The organism is Burkholderia sp. AU38729, from assembly GCF_020419725.1.
Lineage (GTDB): Bacteria > Pseudomonadota > Gammaproteobacteria > Burkholderiales > Burkholderiaceae > Burkholderia.
On sequence record NZ_JAIZQO010000002.1, the window covers coordinates 271584 to 297817 of the forward strand.

Genomic DNA, 26234 nt, shown 5'->3' on the forward strand with positions numbered 1-26234 from the left:
CCCCGTCAGCGCGACGCCTGCGGGAACCGCGCGCCCGGCGGCGGTTCGGGCCGGGTCGACGGCACGCTCTTGCGCACCTTCGCGACCTGCGCGGCCGTCACGGCAGCCCCCGTGTTGCCCCAGCTCGTGCGCACGAAGTTGGACACGTCCGCGACTTCCTGATCCGACAGGCGCCAGCCGAACGGCGGCATCGTGAACGTCGACGGCGCGGTGCGCGTACCCTGCAGTGCGCTGCCTTCCAGCACGACGTGGATCAGCGAGGTCGGATCGTCGCCCTGCACGACCGGGTTGCCGGCCAGCGCCGGGAACACCCGCGTGTAGCCGTGGCCGTCGCTGCGGTGGCAGGCCATACAGTTGTCGCGATAGACGGCCGCGCCCGGCTTACTCGCGTCACCGGTCTGCAGCGCCTTCGCGGCGGCCGCGTCGTACACGTGCGGCTGCTCGCCCTGCACGCGCGGCGGCAGCGTCTTCAGGTAGCGCGCGATCGCGTTCAGGTCGTCGTCGGTCATGTGCTGCATGCTGTGGCCGACCACGTCCGTCATTCCGCCGAACGCGGCCGTGCGCAGCGTGCGGCCCGTCTTCAGGAACTGCACGATCTCGGTTTCCGTCCACGTGCCGAGGCCCGTGCGCGGCTCGCCGCGCAGGCTCGTCGGCACCCAGCCGTCGATCGCCGCGCCGCCGGCCAGGAAGTCCGGGCCGTCCGCGTCGGTCAGCCCGCGCTCCTGCATGGTCGGCGCGCGCGGCGTATGGCACGCGCCGCAGTGGCCGAGACCCTGCACGAGATACGCACCGCGCGCGACCACCGGATCGGTGTACGGCGCCGCGTCGAACGGCTTCGGGGTCGGCGCGAACATCTTGCGCCAGATCCCGAGCGGCCAGCGCATCGACAGCGGCCACACGATGTCGACCGCGCGGTTCTCGTGCTCGACGGGTGCGACGCCGTGCATGAAGTACACGTACAGCGCCTTCATGTCGTCGTCGGTCAGGCGCGCGTAGGACGGGAACGGCATGGCCGGATACATCGTGTCGCCGTTCTTGCGCACGCCTTCGCGCACGGCGCGCGTGAAGTCCTCGACGGTCCAGCCGCCCAGGCCCGTTTTCGGGTCCGGCGTGATGTTCGTCGAGTAGATCCCGCCGATCGGCGTGTCGAATTTCAGCCCGCCCGCGAACGGCTTGCCGCCGCTCGCGGTGTGGCACGCGATACAGTCGCCTGCCCGCGCGAGATATTCGCCGCGCTTGATGAGCGCCGCGTCGGCGGATTGGGCCGCGGGTGCGGCCGCCGGGCCGGAAGCCGCCGCGGGAGTTGCCGGCTGCGCGAACGCCGCCGTGCCCGCGAAGCCGAACGCGGCCCAGGCCGCACCGGCCGCCAGCGCGCGCGACATCCGGCGCGCGACGTTGTGGTTCATCGTCCTCTTCATGCGGTCACCAGCGGGGCGGGGTTTTTCAGGTATTGCTCGCGGATCGCACGTGCCGACCAGTAGGCCAGCGCCGCGATGATCCCGGTCGGGTTGTAGCCGATGCCCTGCGGCAGCGCCGATGCGCCCATCACGAACACGTTGTGCACGTCCCAGCACTGCAGGTAGCGGTTCAGCACGCTCGTCTTCGGGTCGGTGCCCATGATCGCGCCGCCGACGAGGTGGGTCGTCTGGTACGCGCGCGAATCGAAGTGCTTGCCGAACTCGCGCGTCGACACGCTGATCGCCTTCGGCCCCATCGCCTCCGCGATCTTCTTCATCTGCCCGGTCACGTACTGCGCCATCTTGATGTCGTTGTCCTTCCAGTCGAACGTCATCCGCAGCAGCGGCTGGCCGTACGAATCGCGATAGGTCGGATCGAGGTCGAGATACACGTCGCGATACGACATGTTGGTGCCGTGCGCGTCCATCGAGATCGTGTGCGCGTAGTTGTCCTTCACCGCCTTCTTCCACGCCGAACCCCACTGCGGCGTGCCGGGCGGCGTCGCGATGCCGCTGATCGGCTTCACGCCGGCCTGGTTCACCCACAGCGGCGAGCCGCCGACGAAACCGAGCGGGCCGTGGTCGAAGTTGTCCGCGTTGAAATCGTCCACCGCGACGCCGTTGCCGCCTGCGCCGATGAACGGATTCGTGTAGGTGTCCTTGTCGAAGAACGCCTTGATCGTCGACAGGTTCTGGTACGCGAAATTGCGGCCCACGACGCCTTCGCCCGAGATCGGGTCGTACGGTTTGCCGATGCCCGACAGCAGCAGCAGGTGCACGTTGTGGTACTGGAACGCGGCCACGATCACGAGATCCGCCGGCTGGTGCACTTCACGCCCGGCCGGATCGACGTAGGTCACGCCCGTCGCGCGCTTCTTCGTATCGTCGAGGTCGACGCGCAGCACGTGGCACTTCGAGCGCAGCTCGAAGTTTGGCGCCTGCTTCAGCGCGGGCAGGATGTTCAGGTTCGGCGACGCCTTCGAGTACATGTAGCACGCGTAGCCGCTGCAATAGCCGCAGAAGTTGCACGGGCCCATCTGCACGCCGTACGGGTTCGTGTACGGCCCCGACGTGTTCGCCGACGGCAGCCGGTACGGATGCAGGCCGAGCGACTTGGCGGCATCGGAGAAGCGCTGCGCCGAATAGGTATTGAGCTGCGCGGGCAGCGGGAAGTTGTCGCTACGGTTCGCTTCGAACACGTTGCCGTCGCCGACCACCTTGCCGCCGACCTTGTACGCCTGCCCCGACGTGCCGAACACCTTCTCGGCGAAGTCGAAATGCGGCTCGAGCTCCTCGTAGGTCACGCCCGTGTCCTGGATCGTCATCCCTTCGGGAATGAACTTCTTGCCGTAGCGCTCTTCATAGTGGCTGCGCAGGCGCAACTCTTCCGGCGTGATCCGGAAATGCACGCCCGACCAGTGCAGCCCCGCGCCGCCCACGCCTTCGCCCGGCAGGAACGCGGCGAGCTGCCGGTACGGCAGCGCGGTGTCCTGCAGGCCGTGGCGGATCGACACGGTCGTCTTCGACAGGTCGAGGAACAGCTTCTTGCGGATGTTGTAGGTCAGCTCGTCGATCGTGTTCGGATACGCGCCGTCCGGATAGGTGTCGCGATACTCGCCACGCTCGAGCGCGACCACGTTCAGGCCCGCTTCGGTCAGTTCCTTCGCGAGAATCGCGCCGGTCCAGCCGAAGCCGACGATCACCGCATCGACATGCGGTTTTTTCTCTGCGGCCATCAGCTGCGCTCCCCGTTGATCGAGACGGGGCCGTACGGATACGACTTGCCGTTCTGGTTGACGAAATCCATGAAGTCCGCGCGCGCGCCCGGAAAGCCGATCATCTTCCACGCGGCCATGTCGTGATTGCCGCCATGCACCGGATCGCAGAAGTAACCTTCGCGCGTGTTCTGCAGCAACTGGCCGAAGAACACGCCGGGCGGCACGTCGTCGATCTGCGCGCCGCCCTTCTCCAGCGCGCCGAGCACGGTGTCGCGCGTCGGCGCGTCGAGATCCGCGAACGCCTTGCCGTGGGTCTTCTCGCAATAACGGTTGACCGCCGCGATACCGAGCCGGTAGATGTCGCGCGGCACCAGCTTCAGCTGGTAGCCGAGCTCGGGCACGCCTTGCTGGAACGGCCCCTGCATGTACCAGGTGGCGCCGTGCGCATACGGCGTCTCCATCTGGCGGTCGATGAATTCGGGCACGCCCGATTCGAGCGCGCCGGGCCCTTCGGCGTCGGCCGGAATCAGCCGGTCGACGGCGGCCTGGACGAACGCCCATTCCTTCGCATCGAAGAAGGTCGGCTTGTACGGCGCGCGTTCGGCACTGGCCGATGCACCGGGCGCGTTGCCGGTCGTCGCGGAAGGCGACGACGAACGCAGGTCGCAGCCGGCGACCGACGCGATCGGCACGAGCGCGACCGACGTGCGCAGGAAACGGCGGCGCGAGTTGGGTTTGTCAGGTGGCGTGGACATGGTCGGATGTTGATCGTTGGGGATCGGGACCCGGACGCGCGCACTCCGCATGCGGCATGTCCGGCATGGCAGCCATGCCGCATGCGGCTGGCCGTCCTGTTCTTTCGTCTGTGTTGCGAACAACCTCGCTGCAGGCGCCGGCCATGCCATGCACGGCAGCGCCTTCATGCAGCCGCGCATCGCGCCAATTCAGGTTGCGCTGCACGGATCGGCTTCTTCACGAGCCTTATCGTCTGACAAATGCCGGCAATTGCCCGCATCTGCCCCTCATCGCTCATGACCCTCATTCAACTTAGACGCCGCGTTTGCCGACAGCAAGCGCAACGTGCACGACCCTCTTTCGGGCCCGGCGACAAGTGCCGCGAATTATAAATGGAACCGGTTCCATTGAGTGTCGTATCAGTGCAATTCAATGCATCGAAAATCGCAACAATTGAAAAATCGGGGAGTCGGAATCGGCAAGGATCGCGTGAACGCCGACTGATGAGGGGCGTCAGGTAGACGATTGTTGTGTGGCGAGCGGCGCCAAAGGTTGTCTCTTTCCAGCTACGCGGGGTACCGGGCGTGCCCTTTTGCGGGGTGCTCTGGTAGCCTCCGCGTCTGATGAAACCACACCAGAACAATGAACTGCCGGCGACCGACGCGACCGGCATCAGCCGATATCTCAGCTACCTGCTGCGCCACGCACCGCAGTCGATCGGGCTGCAACTCGACCCGGAAGGCTGGGCCGATATCGACGCACTGCTTACCGGCGCTGCCCGCCGCGGGCTCCACCTCGATCGTGCAACGCTCGAAACCGTCTGCGCGACCAACGACAAGCAGCGCTTCGCCCTTTCCGACGACGGCCGTCGCATCCGTGCGGTCCAAGGCCATTCGACGCCCGTCGTGCAGCGCCGCTATCCCACCGCGCAGCCGCCCGAGCGCCTGTATCACGGCACGGCGACGCGCTTCCTGGATTCGATTCGGGTGCAAGGGCTGAAACCCGGCGCCCGTCATCACGTGCATCTGTCGCCGGACATCCGGACGGCGCTGGCCGTCGGCACACGCTACGGCGTGCCCGTGATACTCGAAGTCGATGCGCTGCGCATGCATCGGCAAGACCACACGTTCTTCGTCGCGGAAAACGGCGTATGGCTGACCGACACCGTGCCGGCGGAATGCCTTAAAGAGATCGACGGGCCCGCGCGCTGAGACGCGCGCTCACCACGGCCAGAACATCGACGCGATGGACAGCGCCAGCGCCGCGCAAAGCGGCGAGTAATACAGCGTGTCCATGCGTGCGAAACGCGACCCGCGAATCCGCTTGAAGAAGCCGACGTAACGGAAATCGCCGACGGCCCGCACCGCGAAGATCAGTGCGAACGCAACGACCGCGAACGAGATCGTGCCGGGATAGGCATTCGGCCCCAGCCAGCCGGCACGCGCGGCAACCACGCACGCGCCGCCCAGCAACGCCACCGCGACCGCGAGCGTGCCGACGGCGGTCGGCCGCAACAGCGGCTCGCCGTCCTGCTCCGGAATGGCCGCCCCCTTGCCGCGCCGCCCGCCCAACGCCCAGTAGACGTGAACGAGCGCGATTGCGCAAAGCGTCGGCACGCTGAAATACGCTCCGGTCATGTGAGTCAATGTCCTCGTGTCGTTGTCTCGTTATCGCGATGGGTTGCCGGCAACGTTCCGGCGCGCGGCCTCGATCCGCGCCACACGTGACGATACCGAAACCCGGCACCACGTGCATTGCGACCTCCGGTCGCAACGCGCCACCCGGAACCGCGCATGTTGCGATGCAGGGCGCGCGCCGCTGCACGCGGTCCGGCCGCTTGACTTCCCTCCGCGCACTACTACCCTGATATTCCAGTACTGCGGTCGATACGCCTCTGCGCGATCGGCCGCACGTGCATCGTTCGCCGCGTTGCACACCTGCACGAAAACGATAACGAAGGCCATGGAGGCGACTCATGCTGATCGGTGTGCCGAAAGAGATCAAGAACCACGAATATCGCGTGGGCCTCACGCCGGCCGGCGCGCGCGAACTGACGCGGCACGGCCATCGCGTATTGGTGCAGCGCGGCGCGGGCACGGCGATCGGCCTGCTCGACCGCGACTATACGGCCGCGGGCGCATCGCTCTGCGACGGCGCCGACGAAGTCTTCGCGCGCGCCGACATGATCATCAAGGTCAAGGAGCCGCAGCCGGCGGAATGCGCGATGCTGCGACGCGGCCAGATCCTCTACACGTACCTGCATCTCGCGCCCGATCCCGACCAGGCGGCCGCACTCGTGAAGTCCGGCGCCGTCTGCATCGCGTACGAAACCGTGACGGGCCCGGGTGGCGGCCTGCCGCTGCTCGCACCGATGAGCGAGGTGGCCGGGCGCATGTCGATCCAGGTCGCGGCGACCCATCTCGAAAGCCCGCGCGGCGGGCGTGGCCTGCTGATGGCCGGGGTGCCCGGCGTGCCGGCCGCGCATGTCGTCGTGCTCGGCGCGGGCGTGGTGGGCACCGGCGCCCTGCAGATGGCGGTCGGCCTCGGCGCACGCGTCACCGTGCTCGATACCAACGTGAACCGGCTGCGCCAGCTCGACCTCGTCTTCGCCAACCGGATCGCGACCGTCTGCTCGAATGCACACACGATCGACGAAGCCGTGCGCGATGCCGACGTCGTGATCGGCGCCGTGCTCGTGCCGGGCGCATCGGCGCCGCGGCTCGTCACGCGCGACATGATCGCGACGATGCGCACGGGAGCGGTCGTCGTCGACGTCGCGATCGACCAGGGCGGATGCTTCGAGACCTCGCATGCGACGACGCACGCGGACCCGACCTTCGTCGTCGACGGCATCGTGCACTACTGCGTCGCGAACATGCCCGGCGCAGTCGCGCGCACGTCGACCTTCGCGCTGAACAACGCGACCCTCACCCATGCGCTCGCGCTCGCCGACAAGGGCTGGAAGCAGGCGATGATCGACGATCCGCATCTGCGCGCGGGCCTGAACGTGTGCGACGGACACATCACGTACGAAGCCGTAGCACTGGCGCTCGGCCTGCCCTATGTGCCGGCGGCCGGCGTACTGGCATGACGCGACCGCAATCATGACCGGCCGGCCGCTGACGGCACGCGCCGGCGGCTGCGTTCACGCGCCCTTCGCGCCGCCGCTGCGCTTCGACGCGCCGCCCGCTCCCATCGTGCGTGCCAGCAGCGGCCTCAATTGCGCGAGCGTGCGCGTGTTGAGCACGTCGGGCCGCGTGAGCCAGCCCCGTCGCGCCTGATCGACGCCGTACGCAAGATGGTCGAGTTCGTCCGCGCTGCACGCATCCGAGCCGATCGCCACGGGCACGCCGGCCTTCGCGGCCTCGCGGCACCAGACGTCCGACAGGTCGAGCCGCCGCGGCTGCGCATCGAGTTCGACGAAGCAACCGCGCGCCGCGGCGTGAGTGATCACGCGCGGCACGTCGAGTTCGCAAGCATCGCGCTCGCCGAGCACGCGGCCCGTCGGGTGCGCGAGAATCGAGAAATACGGATGGTCCATCGCGCGCAGCATGCGCGCGGTCTGTGCGTCGCGCGACAGTTCGAAGCCGTCGCGTACCGCGCCGACCACGAGATCGAGCCGGCCGAGCATCGCATCGGGCACATCGAGGCTGCCATCCTCGCGAATGCCGGCCTCAACGCCCTTGAGCAGCACGAGATCGTCGAACGACGCGTTGAGACGATCGATCTCGTCGAGCTGCCGGGCAAGCCAGTCGAAGTCGCTGCGGCTGCCGCCGGCCTGCGGCGCCCGGTCGGTGATGGCCAGGTACGCGAACCCGCGTGCGCGGGCCGCATCGGCCATCGCACGCAGGCTGTCGCGGCCGGCCGACGCGTCGGTATGCGCGTGCAGGTCGCCGCGCACGTGCTTGCGCTCGACCAGTGCCGGCAGCGTGCCCGCGCGCGCGGCGTCGATCTCGCCGCGATCCTCGCGCAACTCGGGCGGCACGTCGTGCAACCCGATCGCCGCATAGACCGACGCCTCGGTCGCGCCGGCAATCCGTTCTTCGCCGCGAAACACGCCGTATTCGTTGATCTTCAGCCCGCCGGCCTGCGCGATCCTGCGCAACGCGATGTTGTGCGCCTTCGATCCGGTGAAGTAGACGAGCGCCGCGCCGAACGCATCGGCATCGACGACGCGCAGGTCGACCTGCAACCCGCCGGCGAGCACGACGCTCGACTTCGTCTTGCCGTGCGCGAGCACGCGCACGACCTCGCCATAGGCGACGAACGCGTCGGCGACGGCCACCGGATCACGTGCGGTGACGAGGATGTCGAGATCGCCGACCGTCTCGCGGCGGCGGCGAAAGCTGCCGGCCGGCACGGCCTTGCCGACGCCCGCGATCGCGCGCAGGCGTTCGAGCAGCGGCTGCAGCGCGTGCGTCGCATCCGGCAGCAGGAAACGTTGAGGTTCGCGTTTCAGCCGGTCGTCGATCGCTTCGAGCAGATGCGCTTCGGTTTTCGCGCCGAAGCCCGGCAACTCGCGCACGTGCCCGCTCTTCGCTTCCGCGCGAAGCTGCTCGAGCGAATCGACGTGCAGTGCGTCATGGAGCGCCTTCACGCGCTTCGCGCCGAGCCCCGGCACGTCGAGCAGCTCGACGATCGCGCCCGGCAGCGCGTGACGCAGCGTTTGCTGCAGTTCGCAGGTGCCGGTCGCGGCGATCTCGCGCAGCTTCGACGCGAGATCGGGCCCGATCGACGGAATCTTCCCGAGATCGTCGCCGTTTGCGATCATCGTCGGGATATCGCGCCCGTAGTCGGCAATCGTCCGTGCTGCGTTGCGATAGGCACGCACCCGGAACGGATTGGCGCCCTGGATTTCGAGCATGTCGGCGATCTCGGCGAACACGGTCGCACACTCGGCATTGTGGATCGGCATGATCGGCGTGGCTCCCTTCCACGTGGATGGCGCCGCGCATACGCGACGGCGTCTGCCCGCCCGGCGCCGCATGCTGACGCCGCCGGGCGCCCGTTCATCATCGTACGCCGGCCGCGCCGCGTGCGCGGCGCCGTGATGGCGACGACGTCGGCGTCAGAGGGAGGCGCGCGGCGTGGTGGCGTAGTGCCGCTCGTAGATCGACTGGCAATGCGTGCAGCGTTCGGCGGCCGGGCGCGCCAGCAGGCGCTCGTAGCCGACCGAGCCGTCGCAGTCGATGCACTCGCCGTAGCTGCCGTCACGCATCCGCTGCTGGGCGCGGCCGATCGCGCGCAGCTCGGTCAGTTTCATGCCGATCAACGCATGATCGACGTCGACGAACAGATCCGCATTGGCCTCGTCGCCCTCGTCCGGCGCCGCGCCGGCGAGGTCTGCGTAGGATTCCGACGCACGCTGGTCTTCGCTGGCGCGGATCTCCGCACGCAACGTCTGCTCGCTCTCGTTCAGCCGCTGTTTCAGCGTCTGCCGTTGTTGTGGGTCGAGCGCCATGGCCGTCTCTCCTGTTCCGGGTTCCGCGCGGCGCATGGCGGCACGCGGTGTCGCACCGGTGCACGGCGAGCCGGCGTCACCGCCTGCCACCGTGTCCGAATGTGCACCCGGCGACACGAAGCGCCGGACGCATTCGACGCAGGATAAACCCATTGAACACGCGTGTGTTGACCGGAATCAGCGTGCCGGTCAGGCAGCGGCAGCCGTGCGGAAACTGGGGCCGGACGCGTAATCCGGACCTGCGGTGCACGCTCGGACGCGCGCCGGCACGACCGCAGCGCAGCAAATTCCGGCACGACCACAACACTTCGGCCGCGCGCACGAACCGGCATGACTCTGTCGGGACGATCGCTCGCGCGGCGCCTCCTCAATCATTCGTGATCCTCAGAATGCATTGCGTCCGATGAAGCCGCGCACGACCGTCAGCAGGATGATCTTCATGTCGAACCAAAAGCTCCAGTGCTGCATGTAGAACAGATCGAACTTCACACGTGCCTCCATCGCCTCGACTTTGCGCGTTTCACCGCGATAGCCGTTCACCTGGGCCCATCCGGTGATGCCGGGCCGCACGCGGTAGCGATACATGTAGCAGTCGATCAATTGTCGATAGAGGTCGTCGTGTTCGATCGCGTGCGGGCGCGGGCCGACCACCGACATCTGCCCGAACAGCACGTTGAAGAACTGCGGCAGTTCATCGAGCGACGTACGTCGCAGGAACGCGCCGACGCGCGTGATGCGCGAATCGTTGCGCGACGCCTGCTGCAGCACGCCCGGCTGGGCGCGATGCACGCGCATCGTCCGGAACTTGAGAATGTCGAACTCCCGGCCGTCGACACCCTTGCGGCGCTGCCTGAACAACACGGGCCCCGGCGACGACAGCTTGACCGCGATCGCCAGCAGCGACAGCAGCGGCAGCAACGGAATCAGCACGCCGAATGCGAACAGCCGGTCGAACGCGAACTTCGCCCACAGCTCCGGCGCCGAACGCGGCGTGGTCGCGAGGTTGATGGCCGGCATGCCGAGCACGTCGGTCGCCGAGCGATCGACCACCGCCATCTGCCGCACGTCGGGCAACAGCCGCAGTTCCACGAACTCGTCGCGCAACTCGCGGACGATGCGCTGGATCCGCCACTCGTGCGACATCGGCAGCGTGAGCCAGACCTCGTCGATGTCGCCGCCGCGAATCAGGTCGCGCAACGCGTTCCAGTCGTCGATCACCGGCACGCCACCGATGCCGCCGGAGGCAGCCTGGGCATCGTCGTCGAATACGCACGCCGCCACGAAAGGCCCCTGCGGCGCCAGCTGCATCCGCTCGACCGCGACACGCCCGTACGCCGTTGCGCCGACCACCGCGACGCGGCGCTGCCGCGCGCGCGGGTCGTCACGCGTCAGCGCAAGCGCCAGCAGCGCGGCGCGGCCGAGCAGCAACGCAACGTCGCCGGCCAGCACCGTGCGCACGATCCAGGGTGTCGTGATCGTGCCGCCGCGATTCATGATCCACATCGCGGCGGTCACCGTCAGCACGCTCGCGCAGACGAGCGCCACCATCGTCTGCGTCAGTGCATGCGTGCCGCCTTGCGGCGCCATGCCGCCACGCACCGTGCGCAGATAGCGCGGCAGCAAGGCCACGGTCAGCACGCACAGCAGCGCAATCGCGCCGCGCTGCGCGTCGGACAGCTCGCGCCACGCAAGGCCCGATGCCGCCTGCGCGGCAAGCGCGCCTGTCAGCACGAGCACGGCGTCGGTAACTGCGATCACAGAACGCCGCAGCGAATTCGTCCCACCGGACTTCGATAGCATCGTCACGCACCATGTGCCGGGAACCCGCGATGCGCGTCCGGCATGCGGGGCCGAACCGGTGTCGGTGTCGGCCTCGCCGTCCCGCGCGTGCCGAGCAGCCTGCGATAGTCCGCGCGAATCAGGTTGTAGCATTCGCACGCGTGATGTTCGAGGCCGTCGCGGTCGAGCACCGTGATGCGGCCGCGGCGCTGCCGGATCAGCCCGGCTTCCTGCAGGTTGCCTGCCGCTTCCGTCACGCCTTCGCGCCGCACGCCGAGCATGTTCGCGATCGTCTGCTGCGTGACGGCCAGTTCGTCGCCGTCGATGCGGTCATGTGCAAGCAGCAGCCAGCGGCTGAGCTGCTCGCTGACCGAATGATGCCGGTTGCACAGCGCGCTGCGCGAGATCTGTGCCATCGCCGCCTGGCAGTAGTTGAGCAGCAGCCGGTAGGTTTCCGGCGAGCGCTCGAATTCGGCACGCACCACGCAGCTCGGCACGCGATAGGCCATCCCGCCGATGCGGACCTCGACCCGTTGCGACGCCGCGGCGCCACCGACCATCGTCGCCAGCCCGACCACGCCTTCGCGGCCGACCTGTGCCACCTCGACCATCGCACCGTCCTCCATCAAATGCTGCACCGACATCATCGACGTCGTCGGGAAATGCACGTGGCGCATCGGCTCGCCGACCCGGTCGAGCATCCCGGCCTTGATCCTGACCAGTTCGAGATGCGGTGCGATGGTGCGGATGCTGTCCTCGGGGAGGGCATCGAGGATGGCATTCGCCGAGTAGCTCGAGTGAAGATGAAGCATGTCTGTATCCCTTTTATCGTCCGCACCGCCTGCAGCCGCGTGCACGGAATTCGTTATCGCGATGCGCGCCCGGACGTTGACTGGAGTTGCGGCCACAACCCTGATTCCAACCGACCATCGGCTTCTCGCCGCCGGATCGAGTCGACCGTCCCGTTTCAACGCGCCAGCCCGAATAAGCGATTTACGTGCCAAACCATGCCCGTCCTTAATATATGAATCACGCCGGAATTAGATCGACCGAATTACCGGCAAAAAGACAAAAAAAGCGTCTCATTTCCGGACACTCTTCCCGGCGGCGGACACTGCGCGCCATTTGACTGATCAATTCCCTCGCGTTGACCCAAGGCCGGTGCGACCGGGCTACCTGGCTTGCCGCTCATATACTTACAGTCGATTTTCAATTGTTTCCGTGATGTACCGGACACCGCTCCGCTGCGGCACCACGCCTCACACGGTCGTTTGAAACTGTCTCAAATCTGAATCGACGCACTAATTTTCCGCTTTGTACGCCACCGCACACTCCGTCGTCAAACCATTGATTTCCATGAGTAATATTGCTGGAACCATTTATTTGTCAAAGAGTGTTCAATGCCCGACAACCAGTTTCGTTACACGACGCACATCGCCGAAGAATTGATTCCCGGTTGACATCGAATGAATGACAGGCGCCCCATTCCATTTCCGGATGATTAATTCCACCGTAATGATTCACTAAATCCGGATAACGTCTGCAGCCGGCCTAAATCGTCAAACTTTGTGAAATGACGCAATATGCAATTGATCGATTTCAATGGCGTGCTAGCCTTTTTGCCAGTATCGTCACTCCATTTTTGACGAACACAAGTCCGCACGATCGTGCGAATTCCCCATTCCCGGGATATCGCCGCGACGACGCGTGACCGCCACCCTACGAGGATGCGCCGTGACTCACCAGGCCCCTGACGCCGTCGCATACGCGAACGGCATGATCGAGCTTTCCCACAGCTTCGACGCGAACCGCTTTCTCGCGGCCATCGACCGCGACGAACTCGCGACGCTGGCCCCGCACCTTCAACTCGTCCACCTGAAATCGGGGCAAGTGCTCTGCGAGCCCGGCGAAATGCTCACCGCGGTCTACCTGCCCGTCACGACCGCGATTTCGCTGCAGTACGTGTCGTCCGGCGGCATGACGCTGGAAGTCGCGGAGATCGGCAGCGAGAGCGTGGTGTGCGACGACGTGATCGGCGGCAGCGGCCGGATGCCCTGTCGCGCCGTGGCCTGCCGCGACGGTTTCGTCTACCGGCTCGACCGGCGCATGTTCGCCGCGGCGTTCGACGCCTCGCCGGTAATCCGTCATCTCGTGTTCATCTGCGTGCGGCTGCTGATGGCGCAGGTCTCGCAGATCACGTTCTGCAGCCGTCATCACGTGCTCAAACATCAGTTATGCAGATGGTTCCTGCTCGCGTACGACCGGACCCGCAGCATCGAGATCCAGGTGACGCACAGCATGCTGGCGCAGATGCTCGGCGTGCGGCGCGAAACGGTCACCGATGCCGCGGGCGAAATCCAGAAGCTGGGCCTGATCCGGCAGTACCGGAGCTCGATCGAGCTCGCCGATCTCGCCGGCCTCGAAAAAATGTCGTGCGGCTGCCGCGCGATCGTGCGCGACGAGATGAAGCGCATCCTGTCGGCCGATTCGGGCGTGCCGGCCGCGTCGCGCGCCTGATCGGCATGCCGCATCGGGCGTCGCTGTCGCGCCGCCTGCCTGCCGGGTCAGCCGTTTGTAGGGTGGCGAACAGAACGCCGTGTCTGCCAATGGTCTACTGATGCCGGACTGCCGGGGGGACGTCAGCGCGTGTCGCGCGTCTGCCCGAGCGGACGACACCACGCACGCCGGAGCAGCACGTGAAAAAAGAAATCAGAACCATCCTGAAACACGTCGCCCATCTCGAAGCCGCGATCGATTCGATCGGCGACGGGGACGACCTCTACGAAGCGGGCCTTTCGTCACTCGACACGATCCAGCTGATGCTCGCGATCGAGAAGCAATTCAACATCGAGATTCCCGACGAGATGCTGAACCGCAACCTGTTCCGCAGCATTGACGCGCTCGCGGACACGATCACCACGCTGCAACGCACCGAGCATTCGGCATGAGCGCGCTGCTTCCCGAACTCGCGAGCGACAGCGATACGCGTCGGCTCGACGAGGCCGCGCATGCCGTCGCGCAGATCGCCGCGCAGCACGCGGACGCGGTCGACCGCGACGCGCGCTGCCCCGTCGAGGCGATCGAGGCGATGCGCGCGCGCCGCCTGCTCGGCGCGATGGTGCCGACCCATCTCGGCGGCGCGGGTGCGTCGCTGGAAGACATCGCGTCGGCCTGCTCGATTCTCGGCCAGGCCTGCGCCTCGTCGGCGATGGTGTTCGCGATGCACCAGATCCAGGTCGCCTGCATCGTCGATCATGCCGCCGACCAGGGCTGGCACAAGCTGTTCCTGCAGCAGCTCGTGCGCCACCAGTGGCTGCTCGCATCGGCCACGTCGGAAGACGGCGTCGGCGGCAACCTGCGCGCGAGCCAATGCGCGCTCGAAGCCAGCGGTGGCGAGTTCCGGCTGCGCAAATCGGCGCCGACGATCTCGTATGGCGACTACGCGGACGGCATCCTCGCGACCGCACGACGCGATGCGGACGCGCCGGCTTCCGAGCAGGTGCTCGTCACGCTGCTGCGCGACGGCTACACGCTCACGCGCCGCGGCGAATGGGACACGCTCGGGATGCGCGGCACTTGCAGCAACGGCTTCGAGCTCGATGCGCAAGGCGCCGCCGTCCAGTGCCTGCCGGTGCCGTTCGCGACGATCGCCGAGGAGACGATGGTGCCGGTGTCCCACATCCTGTGGGCCGCGGTCTGGATCGGCGTGGCCGGCGATGCATTCCATCGCGCGCACCAGTTCTTCCGCGCGCAGGCACGCCAGACCGACGGCGCGCCGTCGCCCGCGTCGCGACGCATCGCCGAATCGCTCGCGCTGATGCAGGCGATGCAGGCCCGCGTCGACACCGTGCTGCGCCTTCATGCGAATCCGGCATCACGCTCGTGGTCGGCCGGCATGGCCCGGGCCGCCGAGATCAACACGCTGAAGACCTACGTGTCGACGACCGCGCTGGAAGTCGCGCACCAGGCCATGATGATCTGCGGGATGGCCGGCTACAAGCAGGGCACGCCGTTCAGCATCGGCCGCCACATTCGCGACCTGCATGCGGCGCCGCTGATGATCAGCAACGACCGCATTGCCGTCAACACCTCGAACCTGCTGCTCGCGCTGCGTCCTGCGACGCTGGAGAAACATACGTGAACGATCGCCTTGCCGTGCCCTCCGCCGCCTCCGCTCCCGCCGATGCACCGATCGACCGCGCGGGCGTCAACCCGCTGCGCGACGCACTGATCGACGCGGGCCTGCTGGTCTCGACCGGCATCCAGGGCCTGTTCGGCCGCAGCGAACGGTTCGAGCGCGTCGTCGAAGCGCTCGACGCGTTCGTCACGCGCCTCGGCGCCGACCAGCAGGCCGAAGTGCTGCGCTTCCCGCCGGCGATGAGCCGCACCGAGTTCGAGCGCAGCGAATACATGAAGAGCTTTCCGCAACTCGCGGGCAGCGTGCACGCGTTCTGCGGCGACGAACACCAGCACCAGCGCGTACTGCAGTGCCTCGATCGCGGCGACGACTGGACGGAAAGCCAGAAGCCGACCTACGTCGTGATGACGCCCGCCGCGTGCTACCCGGTCTACCCCGTCGTCGCCCGCGCGGGTGCGCTGCCGGCGGACGGCCGGATCGTCGACGTTTTCTCGTACTGCTTCCGTCACGAACCGTCGCTCGACCCGACCCGCATGCAGTTGTTCCGGATGCGCGAGTACGTGCGGATCGGCACGCCCGAGCAAATCGTGTCGTTCCGCGAGACCTGGATCGAACGCGGCACGCGGATGATCGACGCGCTGCGCCTGCCCAACGCGATCGACCTCGCGAACGATCCGTTCTTCGGGCGCGGCGGCAAGATCGTCGCGAACAGCCAGCGCGAGCAGAACCTGAAGTTCGAGCTGCTGATCCCGATCGAGCACGACGATCGCCAGACCGCGTGCCTGAGCTTCAACTACCACATGGATCATTTCGGGCTGCTGTGGGATATCCGCACCGCGACGGGCGACGTCGCGCACACGGGCTGCGTCGGCTTCGGCCTCGAACGGCTCACGCTCGCGCTGTTCCGCCATCACGGCTTCGACATCGAGGCGTGGCCGCGCGAAGTCCGCGACGTGCTGTGGGGCACGCCATGAGATTCGTGTCCCGCGACGGCGAACACGCGTCGTTCGAGGATGTGCGCCACCGCGCGCGCCACTACCGGCCGCATCCGCTGCATAGCCAGGAGATGGTCTGGAAGCAGACCAACTGCTACGTCGACATGTGGCTCGAGGTGCTCCGGTGGTGGGGCTTCAATCCATACGCGGCGCTGCCGTTTACGATCGCGCTCGATTTCGAGGGCGACCAGTTCACGTTCTTCAAGTTTCCGCACGACGAACTGGAGCGGCTGTACGGCATCGTCGTGCAGGAGCACTCGATCTACGAACCGCTCGACCAGCACATCGAGACGCAGGTTGCGCGCGGCCATCTGATGATCGTCGAGGTCGACGCATGGTTCCTGCCCGATACGCGCGGCAGCAGCTACCGCACGCAGCATACGAAGACGACGATCGGCATCGATGCGATCGACCGCGCGAAGCGCCAGATCGGCTACTTCCACAACAGCGGCTATTACGTGGCCGAGGATTTCGACTACAACGGGCTCGTCGGCGGCAGCTCGCCGATGACGCTGCCGCCTTACGTGGAATGCGCGAAGCGGCGGTTTGTACCACTCGACGAACGTGAGCTGTGCGAAACGTCGCTCGCCGCGCTGCAGCGCCACCTGCGGCGCCTGCCGGTCGTCAACCCGATCGCCGCGTTCCGGCGGCAGTTGCAGACCGATGCGCGAACGCTCGCCGATTCGCCGCTCGAGCATTTCCACGCGTACTCGTTCAACTCGGTGCGGCAGCTCGGCGCGAATTTCGAGCTGTTCGGCCATTACGCGCGCTGGCTGCAGGCCAGCGGTTGCGTCGGGCCGTTCGCCGAGATCCGCGCCGCGTGCGACCGCATCGCATCCGAAGCGATGGTGCTCGAATTCCGGCTCGCACGCGCGTGCGCGCGCGGCAAGGAGGAGCGCGGCGACTCGACGCTCGAGGCGATCGAGGCCGCCTACGCGGACGTCGTCGCGTGCGCGCGGCAGATCTGCGCGCCGTTGCGGCACGTGAAGCCCGTGCGCAGCGAGTCCAGCGACATCGCGGCGCCCGTGCCGGCCATGCGGTGACGCGCGCGCGCGCCCTGCCCGCGTGGTCGATGCTGGCGACGGCCGCAGGCGCCGTGCGAGAACCGCGCGACCTCCCGGTCGACGGCGGCGACTGGATCACAGCGCCGGTGCCCGGCACGGTCGCGCAGGCGCTCGCGGTGGCCGGCCGCCTCGACGAAGCTGCATCGCTCGACGAGCGCGACCACTGGTACCGCGTCGAGCTGCGCGGGCGCGGGCCGCGCATCCTGCGCTTTCACGGCCTCGCGACGCTCGCGCAAGCGTGGCTCGACGACACGCCGATCCTCCGCTCCGACAGCATGTTCGTCACGCATGACGTGCCCGTGTCGCTCAACGGCACCCACCGGCTGACCCTCTGTTTCCGCGCACTCGCGCCGCACCTGCGCGACGCACGCGCACCGCGCCGTGCGCGCTGGCGCACGCGGCTCGCCGAGCCGGCCGGGCTGCGCACGATCCGCACGTCGCTGTTCGGGCACATGCCGGGCTGGTTTCCGCCGTATGTGCCCACCGGCCCGTGGCGGCCCGTCGACGTGCTCGATCCGGCCGACGGGCCGGTTCTGGCCGACTGCAAGCTGCAGGCGCGCGTCGAAGGCGACACGGGCTGGCTCGATGCGGAACTGACGTTCGCCGCGCCGCTGCCCGATACGTTCGCAGCGCGGCTGTCGTGCGGCGAACATCATGCGACGCTCGAACGTGACGGCGCCGACCGGCTGCGTACGCACGTCGCAATACCGAACGTGCGTCGCTGGTGGCCGCATACGCACGGCGAACCGGCGCTCTACGACGTTGTGCTGCATATCGGCGATGCGCGCCGGCCGCTCGGCTCGACCGGTTTCCGCACGATCGAGATCGATTCCGGCGCCGACGGCAAGGGTTTCGGACTGCGCATCAACGGCGTGCCCGTGTTCGCGCGCGGCGCATGCTGGAGCAGCGCCGCGCCGCTCGCGCTACACACGGACGACGCGACCTACGGCCGCCTGCTCGGGCTCGCACGCGACGCCGGCTTCAACATGATCCGCGTCGGCGGCACGATGACCTACGAGGCCGACGCGTTCCACGCGGGGTGTGACCGGCTCGGGCTGCTGGTCTGGCAGGACTTCGGTTTCGCGAACTTCGATTACGCGCTCGACGATCCGGCGTTCGCGGCCAACGTCGATCGCGAAGCGACCCAGTTCCTGTCGCGTCACGGCGCTTCGCCGTCGCTGGCGGTGCTGTGCGGCGGCAGCGAGATCGCGCAACAGGCCGCGATGTCGGGGCTCGGGCCGAAGCAGCGCTTCCTCGAACTGACGGCCGACCGGCTGGCCGGCCACGCGGCCGCGCTCCGTCCCGATGTCCCGTACGTGCCCGATTCGCCCGACGGCGGCGTACTGCCGTTCACGCCGCGCGAACGCGTGTCGCACTACTACGGCGTCGGTGCGTACCTGCGTCCGCTCGACGACGCGCGACGCGCGGACGTGCGCTTTGCGAGCGAATGCCTCGCGTTCGCGAACGTGCCGTGCGACGCGACACTCGCCGGACTCGGCTGGCCCGGCGTGCACGAGCCGCGCTGGAAAGCGGCCGTGCCGCGCGACCCCGGCACGTCGTGGGATTTCGAGGACATTCGCGACCACTATCTGCAGACGCTGTACGACGTCGTGCCCGACCGGCTGCGGCGCGAGGATCCGGCGCGCTACTTCGAGCTGTCGCGCGCGGTGATCGCTGACCTGATGCGCGAAACGTTTTCCGAATGGCGGCGCACCGGCTCGCGCTGCGCCGGCGCGCTCGTCTGGCAGTTCCAGGACGTGATGCCGGGCGCCGGATGGGGCGTGATCGACGCCGCACACCGGCCGAAATCGGCATGGTATGCGCTGCGTCAGGTGCTGCAGCCGATCCAGGTGCTCCTCGTCGACGAAGGGCTGAACGGGCTCGACGTGCACGTCGTCAACGAGCGCCCGGCGCCGCTGTCGGCGTCAATCGAGCTGGTCGCGCTGCGCGACGGCCGTACGCCGGTCGCGCGGGCCGGCTGCCCGGTGCGGATCGCCGCGCACGACACGGTGCGGCTCGGCTCGGCCGAGTTGCTCGGCCGCTTCTTCGACTGGACCTATGCATACCGTTTTGGCCCGTGCGAACACGATACGGTCGTCGCGACCCTGCGGGCCGACGACGGCGCGCTGCTGTCGCAGGCGTTCCATTTTGTGTCGCGCACGCATCCGGCCGTACTGGCACGTCGCGAACTCGGGATCGAGGCATGCGTGTCGCGCACCGGCGAGACCTGGCACGTCGACGTCGACACGCGACACGTCGCGCGCCATGTGCAGATCGACGCGCCGGGTTTCATGCCAGGCGACGACTGGTTCCATCTCGCGCCCGGCACGCCGGCGCGCATCGCGCTCGTTCCATTGCGCATCGACGGGAAGCCTGTGGCGGGCGGCGACAATGTCCCGCCCGCGGTGGAAATCCGCGCCGTGAACGCCGCGCGCGCGGTGCGAGCCACGCAGGCCGGTTGACACGACGCTCGCGGCCCCGCGAGCGTCGTGCCGCCCTGTATCAATCGGACGAGCCCGTCCCGCGCGGCCGCTCGATACCGTACGCCTCCATCCAGCGATACAGTGTCGCGCGCGACACGCCGAGTTCGCGCGCCGAAGCGGCAACGCGCCCGCGCGTTCGCAGCAACGCGGTTTCGATCGCCTCGCGCTCGATCGACTTGCGGATGTCGGCCACCGACGGCGACGCCGCATCGAGGCAGTATTCGAGCTCGAGGTCACGCGCGGTGATCAGGCGCCCCTCCGTCATCACGACCGCACGGCGCACGCGGTTGATCAGTTCGCGGACATTGCCCGGCCAGTCGTGCTTGTAGAGCGCGGTAATCGCATCCGTCGAGAACCCGCGCACGCGATGGCGCGCATCGCCGCGGAAGCGTTCGAGCATGTGGTGCGCGAGCAGTTCGATGTCCTTGCCGCGCGCGCGCAGCGGCGGCTGGTCGATGCGCATCACGCAGAGACGGTGGAACAGGTCGGCGCGAAAGCGTCCTTCTTCCATCGCATCGCGCAGGTCGACGTGCGTCGCCGACACGATCCTGACATCGACCGGCACCGGCTCGCTGCCGCCAAGACGGTGAATCGAGCGTTCCTGCAGAAACCGCAGCAGGCTCGCCTGGCTCTCGTGCGGCAGGTCGCCGATCTCGTCGAGCAGCAGCGTGCCGCCGTTCGCGGCTTCGACGTAGCCGATCTTGCGCGCGTTCGCGCCGGTAAACGCACCGCGCTCATAGCCGAACAGTTCCGATTGCAGCAGATGCGGCGGAATCGCGCCGCAGTTGACCGCGACGAACGGGCCGTTGCGCCGCGCTGAATGGCGATGGATCGCGACGGCCGTGAGTTCCTTGCCGGTTCCCGTTTCGCCGAACACGAACACCGGCGCGTCGGTGCGGGCGAAACGACGCACCGTATCGAACAGCCGCAGCATCGCGCTGCAGGTGCCGACGATGCCCTTTTCCTCCGATTCGAGCTGTTCGCGATCGCGCGCGAACAGGCATTCCATGCCGTAGGCATGGCCGACCGTATCGGCGATCCGCTGATGCGACGCCGGCAACGTCACGTAGTCGAAGCAGTAGTCGCGCAACAGCGCGCGCACGTTCGGCGAGGTGGTCTGACCGACATCCACGAGCGCCACCCAGACGACATCGCGCATCGACGCGCAGGTCGACGCGATGCTGCCGATCGCATCGGCATGGCCGCCGCTCAGGTCGAGAATGCCGCAGGTAATTTCGCCGGACGTGTCGCGCAACTCGCTCGCATGCGCGACGACCGACACCTTCCAGTCGCGGCGCGACAATTCCTTTCGCAGCATCACGGACGGCGATTGCGTCCAGTAAATCAGCGGACGCTGCCCGTTACTGCTCCCCACGCCGGCGCTCTTATCGCGCGTTATTGGCATATTCATAACAAACCATCATTTTCTGCACTCCGCGAACCGTTCGCGTGCGCGGCGGCAGGCGGCGCATGGCCGCCTTTCCGCGCTGCGTTTCCGCAGCCTTGGCGAAGATCGAAACTGCACACGGCGAGAACCCCCGGAGATCGAGCCGGATATCATCCCGTCTCGTTGTCATCGAACTCGAACGGAACACGCGGCTACGGGAGCCACGACATTCCGGCTTTGAAGCAACCCGCCGCCAGGCGGGGCACGTCGGCAAACAAAAGCCGTCCGCATGGGCATCGCGTCGTACACGACAATCGCGCCGATGCTGAACCGGAGGGCCGCCAAACCGCGCCCGGATTGACTGCCCCATTTCATCGCACCTGAATTTACACCCCGTTTCGGGCCGGTTTTGTTAGCAAAAGATAAACCTGAATCAAGCCGTTACGGCGCCGGCCGTTCCGCACCGCCCCCTTTTTGAACACTGAGATTTGATTATCTATGACCTTTCCCGTCAATCAGTGGCAAATACTACTTTTCCGCAAGATTGATACCGTCGATTACCCGTAATTTCCGTCGAAATCTCGTCAAAGTGGCGGCACCGTGTGCCTCGCACCACATAATCCCGCGCGCCCCCGGATAACCCCATCCCATTGCGCCGGCGCGAGGGCCGTCCCACCGTTACACGTCGTAATCACGCCGTAATCAACGGTATCGCGCCTGCTGGCGCTTTTCGCGCGAATCGCCGTCGACGAGTTTGAAATACGCGGGGCCGGCACGCGCGTCTCGCGGCGCAGCATGATGGCCATTCCCACGCGACCGGACACCCCCGCGGTTCGACCGGATGCAGGCCCAACGGTAGGTCGCGGCGGCCGTCCACGCATGCGGTCGGCAGCTTGCCGACGATACGGTACGCGAGCGGCCCGTCGGCGGCACGCGCAATCCTCGGTCCCGCGCCCCGCTGCCTCGTTCGCGTGCGATGCTGGCCAGTCGCACTTCATTGCAGCCCGCCACGATGAATCAATTATGAAAAGGCAGCGGCCCCGACGATGTGTGCTGTCGCACATTGCGACGCTCGCCTGTCGCGCACACCGCCCCATAGCGCGCGCCGGACTTGCGAATCCGGAGCGTGAGTACGCTTTCGAACAGACCGCCGGAGCGCGCATCCGGATGATGAAGATCGCCACGCCGTACGGAACGATCGCGTTCGTGCAGCGCGGCATGCCGAAGGCATCACGCGAGGACAGCATCATGGAATGGCATTGTTGTGAATTCGAACATCTGAGCGCCGTCGATCTCTATGCAATCCTGCGCGCGCGCAACGCCGTGCTGGTGGTCGAAGACGCCCACACGCATCTCGACATCGACGGCAAGGACGCGGGCGCGCTGCACGTCTATGCGAGCGCGAGCGACGGCGACACGACGGAAGTCGCCGCCTACGCGCGCATCCTGCCCGGCGACGACATCGATCCGGACGTCATGATCGACAAGGTGCTGACGAGCGAAAGCTGCCGCGACGACGAGACGCTCGAGCGTTTGATCGAGCGCGCACTCACCGCTGCGCAGGCCGCATGGCCGGACACTGCGGTGCGCATGCACGTCCCCGCGCCGCGTCAGGCGTTCTACAAACGGTTCGGATTCCGCAAGGCCTACGGTCCGTATCTCGAACTAGGGGCGCCGTTCGTCGGCCTGATCCGGCCGGCCGACCGTACGGCCGGTGCGCTGCGTCACCTGCTGTCGCGCGCCGTTTCGTTCTCGCGCGACGACGATACGCGCGCCGACGGCCGCTCTCACACCCGGCTGCCCGCCGATACCGGAGCGAACCGATGACCCGCGCCCTTCACCCGGTTCCCGAACCCGATCTGCCGAATATCCTGCCGGTGATTCTCGCCGGCGGTTCCGGCACGCGGCTGTGGCCGCTGTCGCGCGAGCAGTATCCGAAGCAGCTGATCGAGCTGGTCTCGAACGAGTCGCCGCTGTCGGCGACGGCGCGCCGCCTGAACGGCATCGCGAACGCGTCGCTCGGCGACACGCTGCTACTCGTATGCGGCGAACAACATCGCTTCATGAGCGCCGAGCAGGTACACGGCCGCTCGGCGCCTGCCCGCATCCTGCTGGAGCCCACGGCGCGCAACACGGCGCCCGCGCTGACGCTGGCCGCGCTCGATGCGAACGCGCTCGCGAACGATCCTGTCCTCGCCGTGATGCCGGCCGATCACGTGATCGCGGATGTCGCCGCGTTCCAGGACGCGGTCGCACGCGCGGCGCGTTATGCGCAGGAAGGCGCGATCGTCACGCTTGGCGTGCTGCCGCGCCGCGCTGAGACGGGCTACGGCTACATCCAGGTCGGCGAGCCGCGCTCGGGCCGCCACGGCAGCCACGGCGGCTACGCGATCGGACGCTTCGTCGAAAAACCCGATGCGACGCTCGCCGAGCGCTACCTGCAATCGGGCGATTACTGGTGGAACAGCGGAATCTTCGTCACGCGCGCCTCGGTCTGGCTGAAAGCGATCGGCGCACTCGCGCCGGACATCCATGCCGCTTGCGACAGCGCGTGGCGCGCGGGCGTCGCCGACGATCCGTTTTTCCGGGTCGATGCGGCCGCCTTCGATGCGTGCCCATCGGATTCGATCGACTATGCGGTGATGGAGCGCCTCGCGGAACACACCGAACTCGGCATCGAAGGCATTGTGGTGCCGCTCGCGGCCGGCTGGTCGGACGTCGGCACGTGGGACGCGATCTGGGAAATCATGCCGAAGGACGATCACGGCAACGTCGCGCGCGGCTCGATCGTCTTCGAGGATACGCAGGACAGCCTCGTGCGTTCGGAAGGCCGCCTCGTCGCGTGCGTCGGGATGAAGGACGTCGTCGTGATCGAGACGGCCGATGCCGTGCTGGTCGCGAACAAGCACGACGTGCAGCGCGTGAAGAACATCGTCGCGCGCCTGAAGAGCGACCGGCGCCCGCAGGTGAGCGAGCACCGCAAGGTGCAGCGGCCGTGGGGCCATTACGATTCGATCGATCTCGGCGAGCGCTTCCAGGTGAAGCGGATTGTGGTCGAACCCGGCAAGCAGCTGTCGCTGCAGATGCACTATCACCGCGCCGAGCACTGGATCGTCGTGCGCGGCACCGCGAAGGTGACGCGCGGCACCGAGACGTTCCTGCTGTGCGAGAACGAATCGACCTACATCGCCGTCGGCGAAGTGCATCGGCTCGAGAATCCCGGCCGGATTCCGCTCGAAATCATCGAGGTTCAATCGGGCAACTATCTCGGCGAGGACGATATCGTGCGGTTCGAGGATCAGTACGGGCGCGCAGTCGTCGGGACCGCGCCGCCGCACCCGTCGCTCGCCTCGCGCGAACCGGACGAGGAAGCCGCGGAACGCGACGTCATCCGGTAAGTGCATGCGGATTGCGACGGCGTGTGCGACGCCAACACCCGCCGCCGCGCGAACAACGGGCGACCGCCTGTTCGTCGCCTGGCGCCGCCGGCCGGCGGCCCACGCAACGCATGATCAGTGGAGGCCGCCTTGCGGCCAGCGCGGCCGCCTGAGGGACTCGCGCACGCGCGGCAACACCGACGTGTCCGCGCCGATCGCGTCGCCTGCCGCCGACAGCGGCTGAAGCGCGGCGCCCGCACATGGCGTGCCCTTCGCCTGCTGTGCCGATGCCCCCACCTGCCGGCCGGCCGCGCAATCGTGCGCAGGGTCGATCCGGACCGGCATTCCGCCGATCCCCGACAGTTGATTGTCCGCGAGCCGCACGCCCGACACGTTTCCCCACAGGCGAATGCCGTCGAATCGCGCATGCGACACGCGATTGCCAATCACGGTCACGCGCGACACCGAACCCGACCACGTGCTGACCTCGATCGCCGCCTGCTGCGTGACCGGGCGAGCATCGGCCCGATCCGTCGCCGTCTGGATATCCGCGATCGAATTACCCTCGATGCGGATGTCGGACGAGCCGGCAGTGCGATTGCTGTCTTCCTGGGCGACCAGAATGCCGGAGCTCACCTGTACGTTGCGCACGACGTTGTTCGAGATGGTGACTTCCGCACCGCCGACCACCGTGATGCCCCGCCCCCACGGATTGCCCTCCAGCGAATTGCCGGTAATCAGCACGTTGCGCGTCAGCACGCCTTCCGCCTGATAACTCACCACGGCGATCATGTCGTCGCCGGTGCCGCGCACGACGTTGCCCTGCACCAGCACGTTGCGCGAGCCGTGCGTCATGTGAATACCGTCCGCCAGCGTCGACAGCACCTCGTTGCCGACGATCGCGACGTCCGCGCCGCCGAACACGAAGATCCCGCCTCCCGCGCCGCCGTCGATGACGTTGTCGAGCACCTGCACACCGCGCCCCGTCACCTCGACCTTCGACGACTCCGGCGTCGTGAGGCGTGTCGTGCCGGTTCCGGTGAGCCGGAAGCCGACGAGCGTCGTACCGTCCCCGCTCATCTCGATCGTCTGGTCGCCCGGAGTGGTCGCGATCAGCGTCGCACCGTAGCCCGACAACACCACATGCCGCTGCCGCACGACCAGCGACCGGCCGACCACATACCGGCCCGGCGCGAACACCAGTCGCTGGCCCGGCTGCAACGCGTCCAGCGCATGTTGCAGCATGTCGGCCTGATCGGCCGCGTCCGCAGCGGGACGAACGACCGCATCCGGTACAGTCGCATGAAGCGCACCAGGCGCGGACGTGCCGGATGCCGCCGCGGCACCGCCCGGCCCCGCCAGCCCGCCTGCCGCGCACATGGCGGCGAGCGCTGCGCGCACGAGAAACGTGCCACGTGATCTACGCATATCGAGTCGACTCCCTGGAATGACTTCGAACGTGCCGGCCCGCGCATCCGAATCGCTGCATGCCGACCGAGTTGTCCTCCGACGATACCGTCGATTGGACCATTCGAACCCGCCGCGCTTCAGTGCGTCAACAGACCAATACATCCTGCCTGCGCGGCGTATCGGGTATCCGGCTTGCCGTTGACGCTTCATCGCGCTTTCGCTGAAGCGGA

General features: G+C 67.3%; 20 protein-coding genes. 10 read left to right on the forward strand and 10 right to left on the reverse strand.

What is annotated here, in order from left to right; genetic code table 11:
* Positions 1 to 5: 5 nt before the first annotated feature.
* The 3 genes from LGM56_RS06285 to LGM56_RS06295 are packed head-to-tail and all read right to left on the reverse strand — an operon-like array spanning position 6 to position 3930.
* Positions 6 to 1418, reverse strand: coding sequence for a c-type cytochrome (locus LGM56_RS06285; RefSeq protein ID WP_226203590.1), 1413 nt, complete (start codon positions 1416 to 1418; stop codon positions 6 to 8).
* Positions 1415 to 3193 carry a GMC family oxidoreductase gene (locus LGM56_RS06290; protein WP_089427650.1) on the reverse strand — a complete coding sequence of 593 codons (1779 nt, stop codon included), beginning with the start codon at positions 3191 to 3193 and terminating at the stop codon, positions 1415 to 1417. Before LGM56_RS06290 ends, LGM56_RS06285 begins: the two co-directional genes overlap by 4 nt.
* Positions 3193 to 3930: a gluconate 2-dehydrogenase subunit 3 family protein gene (locus LGM56_RS06295; RefSeq protein ID WP_089427651.1), complete on the reverse strand. Its 738-nt coding sequence runs from the start codon at positions 3928 to 3930 to the stop codon at positions 3193 to 3195. The genes LGM56_RS06290 and LGM56_RS06295 overlap by 1 nt, the downstream gene beginning before the upstream one ends.
* Before the next feature lie 603 nt (positions 3931 to 4533).
* Between LGM56_RS06295 and LGM56_RS06300 the strand changes: the two genes are divergently transcribed.
* A complete protein-coding gene (locus LGM56_RS06300) occupies positions 4534 to 5121 on the forward strand; it encodes an RNA 2'-phosphotransferase (protein ID WP_226203592.1) in 588 nt (195 codons plus the stop codon).
* A gap of 9 nt (positions 5122 to 5130) precedes the next feature.
* Here the strand turns inward: LGM56_RS06300 and LGM56_RS06305 are convergent, their stop codons facing one another.
* Positions 5131 to 5547, reverse strand: a complete 417-nt coding sequence (locus LGM56_RS06305) for a DUF3995 domain-containing protein (RefSeq protein ID WP_226203594.1) — start codon at positions 5545 to 5547, stop codon at positions 5131 to 5133.
* Positions 5548 to 5885: 338 nt separating this feature from the next.
* On the opposite strand from LGM56_RS06305, the gene ald reads away from it, so the two are divergent.
* Positions 5886 to 7001: an alanine dehydrogenase gene (gene ald / locus LGM56_RS06310; protein ID WP_226203596.1), complete on the forward strand. Its 1116-nt coding sequence runs from the start codon at positions 5886 to 5888 to the stop codon at positions 6999 to 7001.
* Between the two features lie 54 nt (positions 7002 to 7055).
* On the opposite strand, the gene polX is transcribed toward ald, so the two are convergent.
* The 4 genes from polX to LGM56_RS06330 all read right to left on the reverse strand — a co-directional run bounded on the left by polX (position 7056) and on the right by LGM56_RS06330 (position 11962).
* Positions 7056 to 8825: a DNA polymerase/3'-5' exonuclease PolX gene (polX, locus tag LGM56_RS06315; RefSeq protein WP_226203598.1), complete on the reverse strand. Its 1770-nt coding sequence runs from the start codon at positions 8823 to 8825 to the stop codon at positions 7056 to 7058.
* Between the two features lie 153 nt (positions 8826 to 8978).
* A complete protein-coding gene (locus tag LGM56_RS06320) occupies positions 8979 to 9371 on the reverse strand; it encodes a TraR/DksA family transcriptional regulator (protein WP_089458062.1) in 393 nt (130 codons plus the stop codon).
* 384 nt (positions 9372 to 9755) lie between these two features.
* A complete protein-coding gene (locus LGM56_RS06325) occupies positions 9756 to 11171 on the reverse strand; it encodes an undecaprenyl-phosphate glucose phosphotransferase (RefSeq protein WP_226203600.1) in 1416 nt (471 codons plus the stop codon).
* A gap of 2 nt (positions 11172 to 11173) precedes the next feature.
* Positions 11174 to 11962 (reverse strand): Crp/Fnr family transcriptional regulator, encoded by a 789-nt coding sequence (locus LGM56_RS06330; RefSeq protein ID WP_089497114.1) that lies wholly within the window; start codon positions 11960 to 11962, stop codon positions 11174 to 11176.
* A gap of 922 nt (positions 11963 to 12884) precedes the next feature.
* On the opposite strand from LGM56_RS06330, the gene LGM56_RS06335 reads away from it, so the two are divergent.
* The 6 genes from LGM56_RS06335 (at position 12885) to LGM56_RS06360 (ending at position 19809) form a co-directional block, all read left to right on the forward strand.
* On the forward strand, positions 12885 to 13667 hold the full coding sequence (locus tag LGM56_RS06335) for a Crp/Fnr family transcriptional regulator (protein WP_179254903.1): 783 nt from the start codon (positions 12885 to 12887) through the stop codon (positions 13665 to 13667).
* A 179-nt stretch (positions 13668 to 13846) separates the two neighbouring features.
* On the forward strand, positions 13847 to 14098 hold the full coding sequence (locus tag LGM56_RS06340; RefSeq protein WP_089497115.1) for an acyl carrier protein: 252 nt from the start codon (positions 13847 to 13849) through the stop codon (positions 14096 to 14098).
* Positions 14095 to 15291 (forward strand): acyl-CoA dehydrogenase family protein, encoded by a 1197-nt coding sequence (locus tag LGM56_RS06345; RefSeq protein ID WP_089497116.1) that lies wholly within the window; start codon positions 14095 to 14097, stop codon positions 15289 to 15291. The genes LGM56_RS06340 and LGM56_RS06345 overlap by 4 nt, the downstream gene beginning before the upstream one ends.
* Positions 15288 to 16262 carry an amino acid--[acyl-carrier-protein] ligase gene (locus tag LGM56_RS06350; protein ID WP_089497117.1) on the forward strand — a complete coding sequence of 325 codons (975 nt, stop codon included), beginning with the start codon at positions 15288 to 15290 and terminating at the stop codon, positions 16260 to 16262. The genes LGM56_RS06345 and LGM56_RS06350 overlap by 4 nt, the downstream gene beginning before the upstream one ends.
* A complete protein-coding gene (locus tag LGM56_RS06355) occupies positions 16259 to 17326 on the forward strand; it encodes a DUF1839 family protein (RefSeq protein WP_226203602.1) in 1068 nt (355 codons plus the stop codon). Before LGM56_RS06350 ends, LGM56_RS06355 begins: the two co-directional genes overlap by 4 nt.
* A gap of 29 nt (positions 17327 to 17355) precedes the next feature.
* Entirely contained in the window at positions 17356 to 19809 is a 2454-nt protein-coding gene (locus LGM56_RS06360) for a glycosyl hydrolase 2 galactose-binding domain-containing protein (RefSeq protein WP_264170809.1), read from the forward strand.
* A 40-nt stretch (positions 19810 to 19849) separates the two neighbouring features.
* Here LGM56_RS06360 and LGM56_RS06365 read toward each other — a convergent pair whose 3' ends face one another.
* Complete coding sequence (locus tag LGM56_RS06365) at positions 19850 to 21241, reverse strand: sigma-54 dependent transcriptional regulator (protein ID WP_179243726.1); 1392 nt, start codon at positions 21239 to 21241, stop codon at positions 19850 to 19852.
* A 1224-nt stretch (positions 21242 to 22465) separates the two neighbouring features.
* Here LGM56_RS06365 and LGM56_RS06370 point away from each other — a divergent pair.
* Positions 22466 to 23044 (forward strand): drug:proton antiporter, encoded by a 579-nt coding sequence (locus LGM56_RS06370; RefSeq protein ID WP_226204203.1) that lies wholly within the window; start codon positions 22466 to 22468, stop codon positions 23042 to 23044.
* Positions 23041 to 24615 (forward strand): mannose-1-phosphate guanylyltransferase/mannose-6-phosphate isomerase, encoded by a 1575-nt coding sequence (locus LGM56_RS06375; RefSeq protein ID WP_089497119.1) that lies wholly within the window; start codon positions 23041 to 23043, stop codon positions 24613 to 24615. Before LGM56_RS06370 ends, LGM56_RS06375 begins: the two co-directional genes overlap by 4 nt.
* Positions 24616 to 24729: 114 nt before the next feature.
* Here LGM56_RS06375 and LGM56_RS06380 read toward each other — a convergent pair whose 3' ends face one another.
* Complete coding sequence (locus LGM56_RS06380) at positions 24730 to 26022, reverse strand: right-handed parallel beta-helix repeat-containing protein (protein WP_226204205.1); 1293 nt, start codon at positions 26020 to 26022, stop codon at positions 24730 to 24732.
* Positions 26023 to 26234 lie beyond the last annotated feature (212 nt).

Excerpts from the sequence above, each read along its gene's own strand:
- LGM56_RS06285 (WP_226203590.1), bottom strand. The coding sequence starts at position 1,418 with ATGAAGAGGACGATGAACCACAACGTCGCGCGCCGGATGTCGCGCGCG.
- LGM56_RS06290 (WP_089427650.1), bottom strand. The coding sequence starts at position 3,193 with ATGGCCGCAGAGAAAAAACCGCATGTCGATGCGGTGATCGTCGGCTTC.
- LGM56_RS06295 (WP_089427651.1), bottom strand. The coding sequence starts at position 3,930 with ATGTCCACGCCACCTGACAAACCCAACTCGCGCCGCCGTTTCCTGCGC.
- LGM56_RS06300 (WP_226203592.1), top strand. The coding sequence starts at position 4,534 with ATGAAACCACACCAGAACAATGAACTGCCGGCGACCGACGCGACCGGC.
- LGM56_RS06305 (WP_226203594.1), bottom strand. The coding sequence starts at position 5,547 with ATGACCGGAGCGTATTTCAGCGTGCCGACGCTTTGCGCAATCGCGCTC.
- ald (WP_226203596.1), top strand. The coding sequence starts at position 5,886 with ATGCTGATCGGTGTGCCGAAAGAGATCAAGAACCACGAATATCGCGTG.
- polX (WP_226203598.1), bottom strand. The coding sequence starts at position 8,825 with ATGCCGATCCACAATGCCGAGTGTGCGACCGTGTTCGCCGAGATCGCC.
- LGM56_RS06320 (WP_089458062.1), bottom strand. The coding sequence starts at position 9,371 with ATGGCGCTCGACCCACAACAACGGCAGACGCTGAAACAGCGGCTGAAC.
- LGM56_RS06325 (WP_226203600.1), bottom strand. The coding sequence starts at position 11,171 with ATGCTATCGAAGTCCGGTGGGACGAATTCGCTGCGGCGTTCTGTGATC.
- LGM56_RS06330 (WP_089497114.1), bottom strand. The coding sequence starts at position 11,962 with ATGCTTCATCTTCACTCGAGCTACTCGGCGAATGCCATCCTCGATGCC.
- LGM56_RS06345 (WP_089497116.1), top strand. The coding sequence starts at position 14,095 with ATGAGCGCGCTGCTTCCCGAACTCGCGAGCGACAGCGATACGCGTCGG.
- LGM56_RS06355 (WP_226203602.1), top strand. The coding sequence starts at position 16,259 with ATGAGATTCGTGTCCCGCGACGGCGAACACGCGTCGTTCGAGGATGTG.
- LGM56_RS06360 (WP_264170809.1), top strand. The coding sequence starts at position 17,356 with ATGCTGGCGACGGCCGCAGGCGCCGTGCGAGAACCGCGCGACCTCCCG.
- LGM56_RS06365 (WP_179243726.1), bottom strand. The coding sequence starts at position 21,241 with ATGAATATGCCAATAACGCGCGATAAGAGCGCCGGCGTGGGGAGCAGT.
- LGM56_RS06370 (WP_226204203.1), top strand. The coding sequence starts at position 22,466 with ATGGAATGGCATTGTTGTGAATTCGAACATCTGAGCGCCGTCGATCTC.
- LGM56_RS06375 (WP_089497119.1), top strand. The coding sequence starts at position 23,041 with ATGACCCGCGCCCTTCACCCGGTTCCCGAACCCGATCTGCCGAATATC.
- LGM56_RS06380 (WP_226204205.1), bottom strand. The coding sequence starts at position 26,022 with ATGCGTAGATCACGTGGCACGTTTCTCGTGCGCGCAGCGCTCGCCGCC.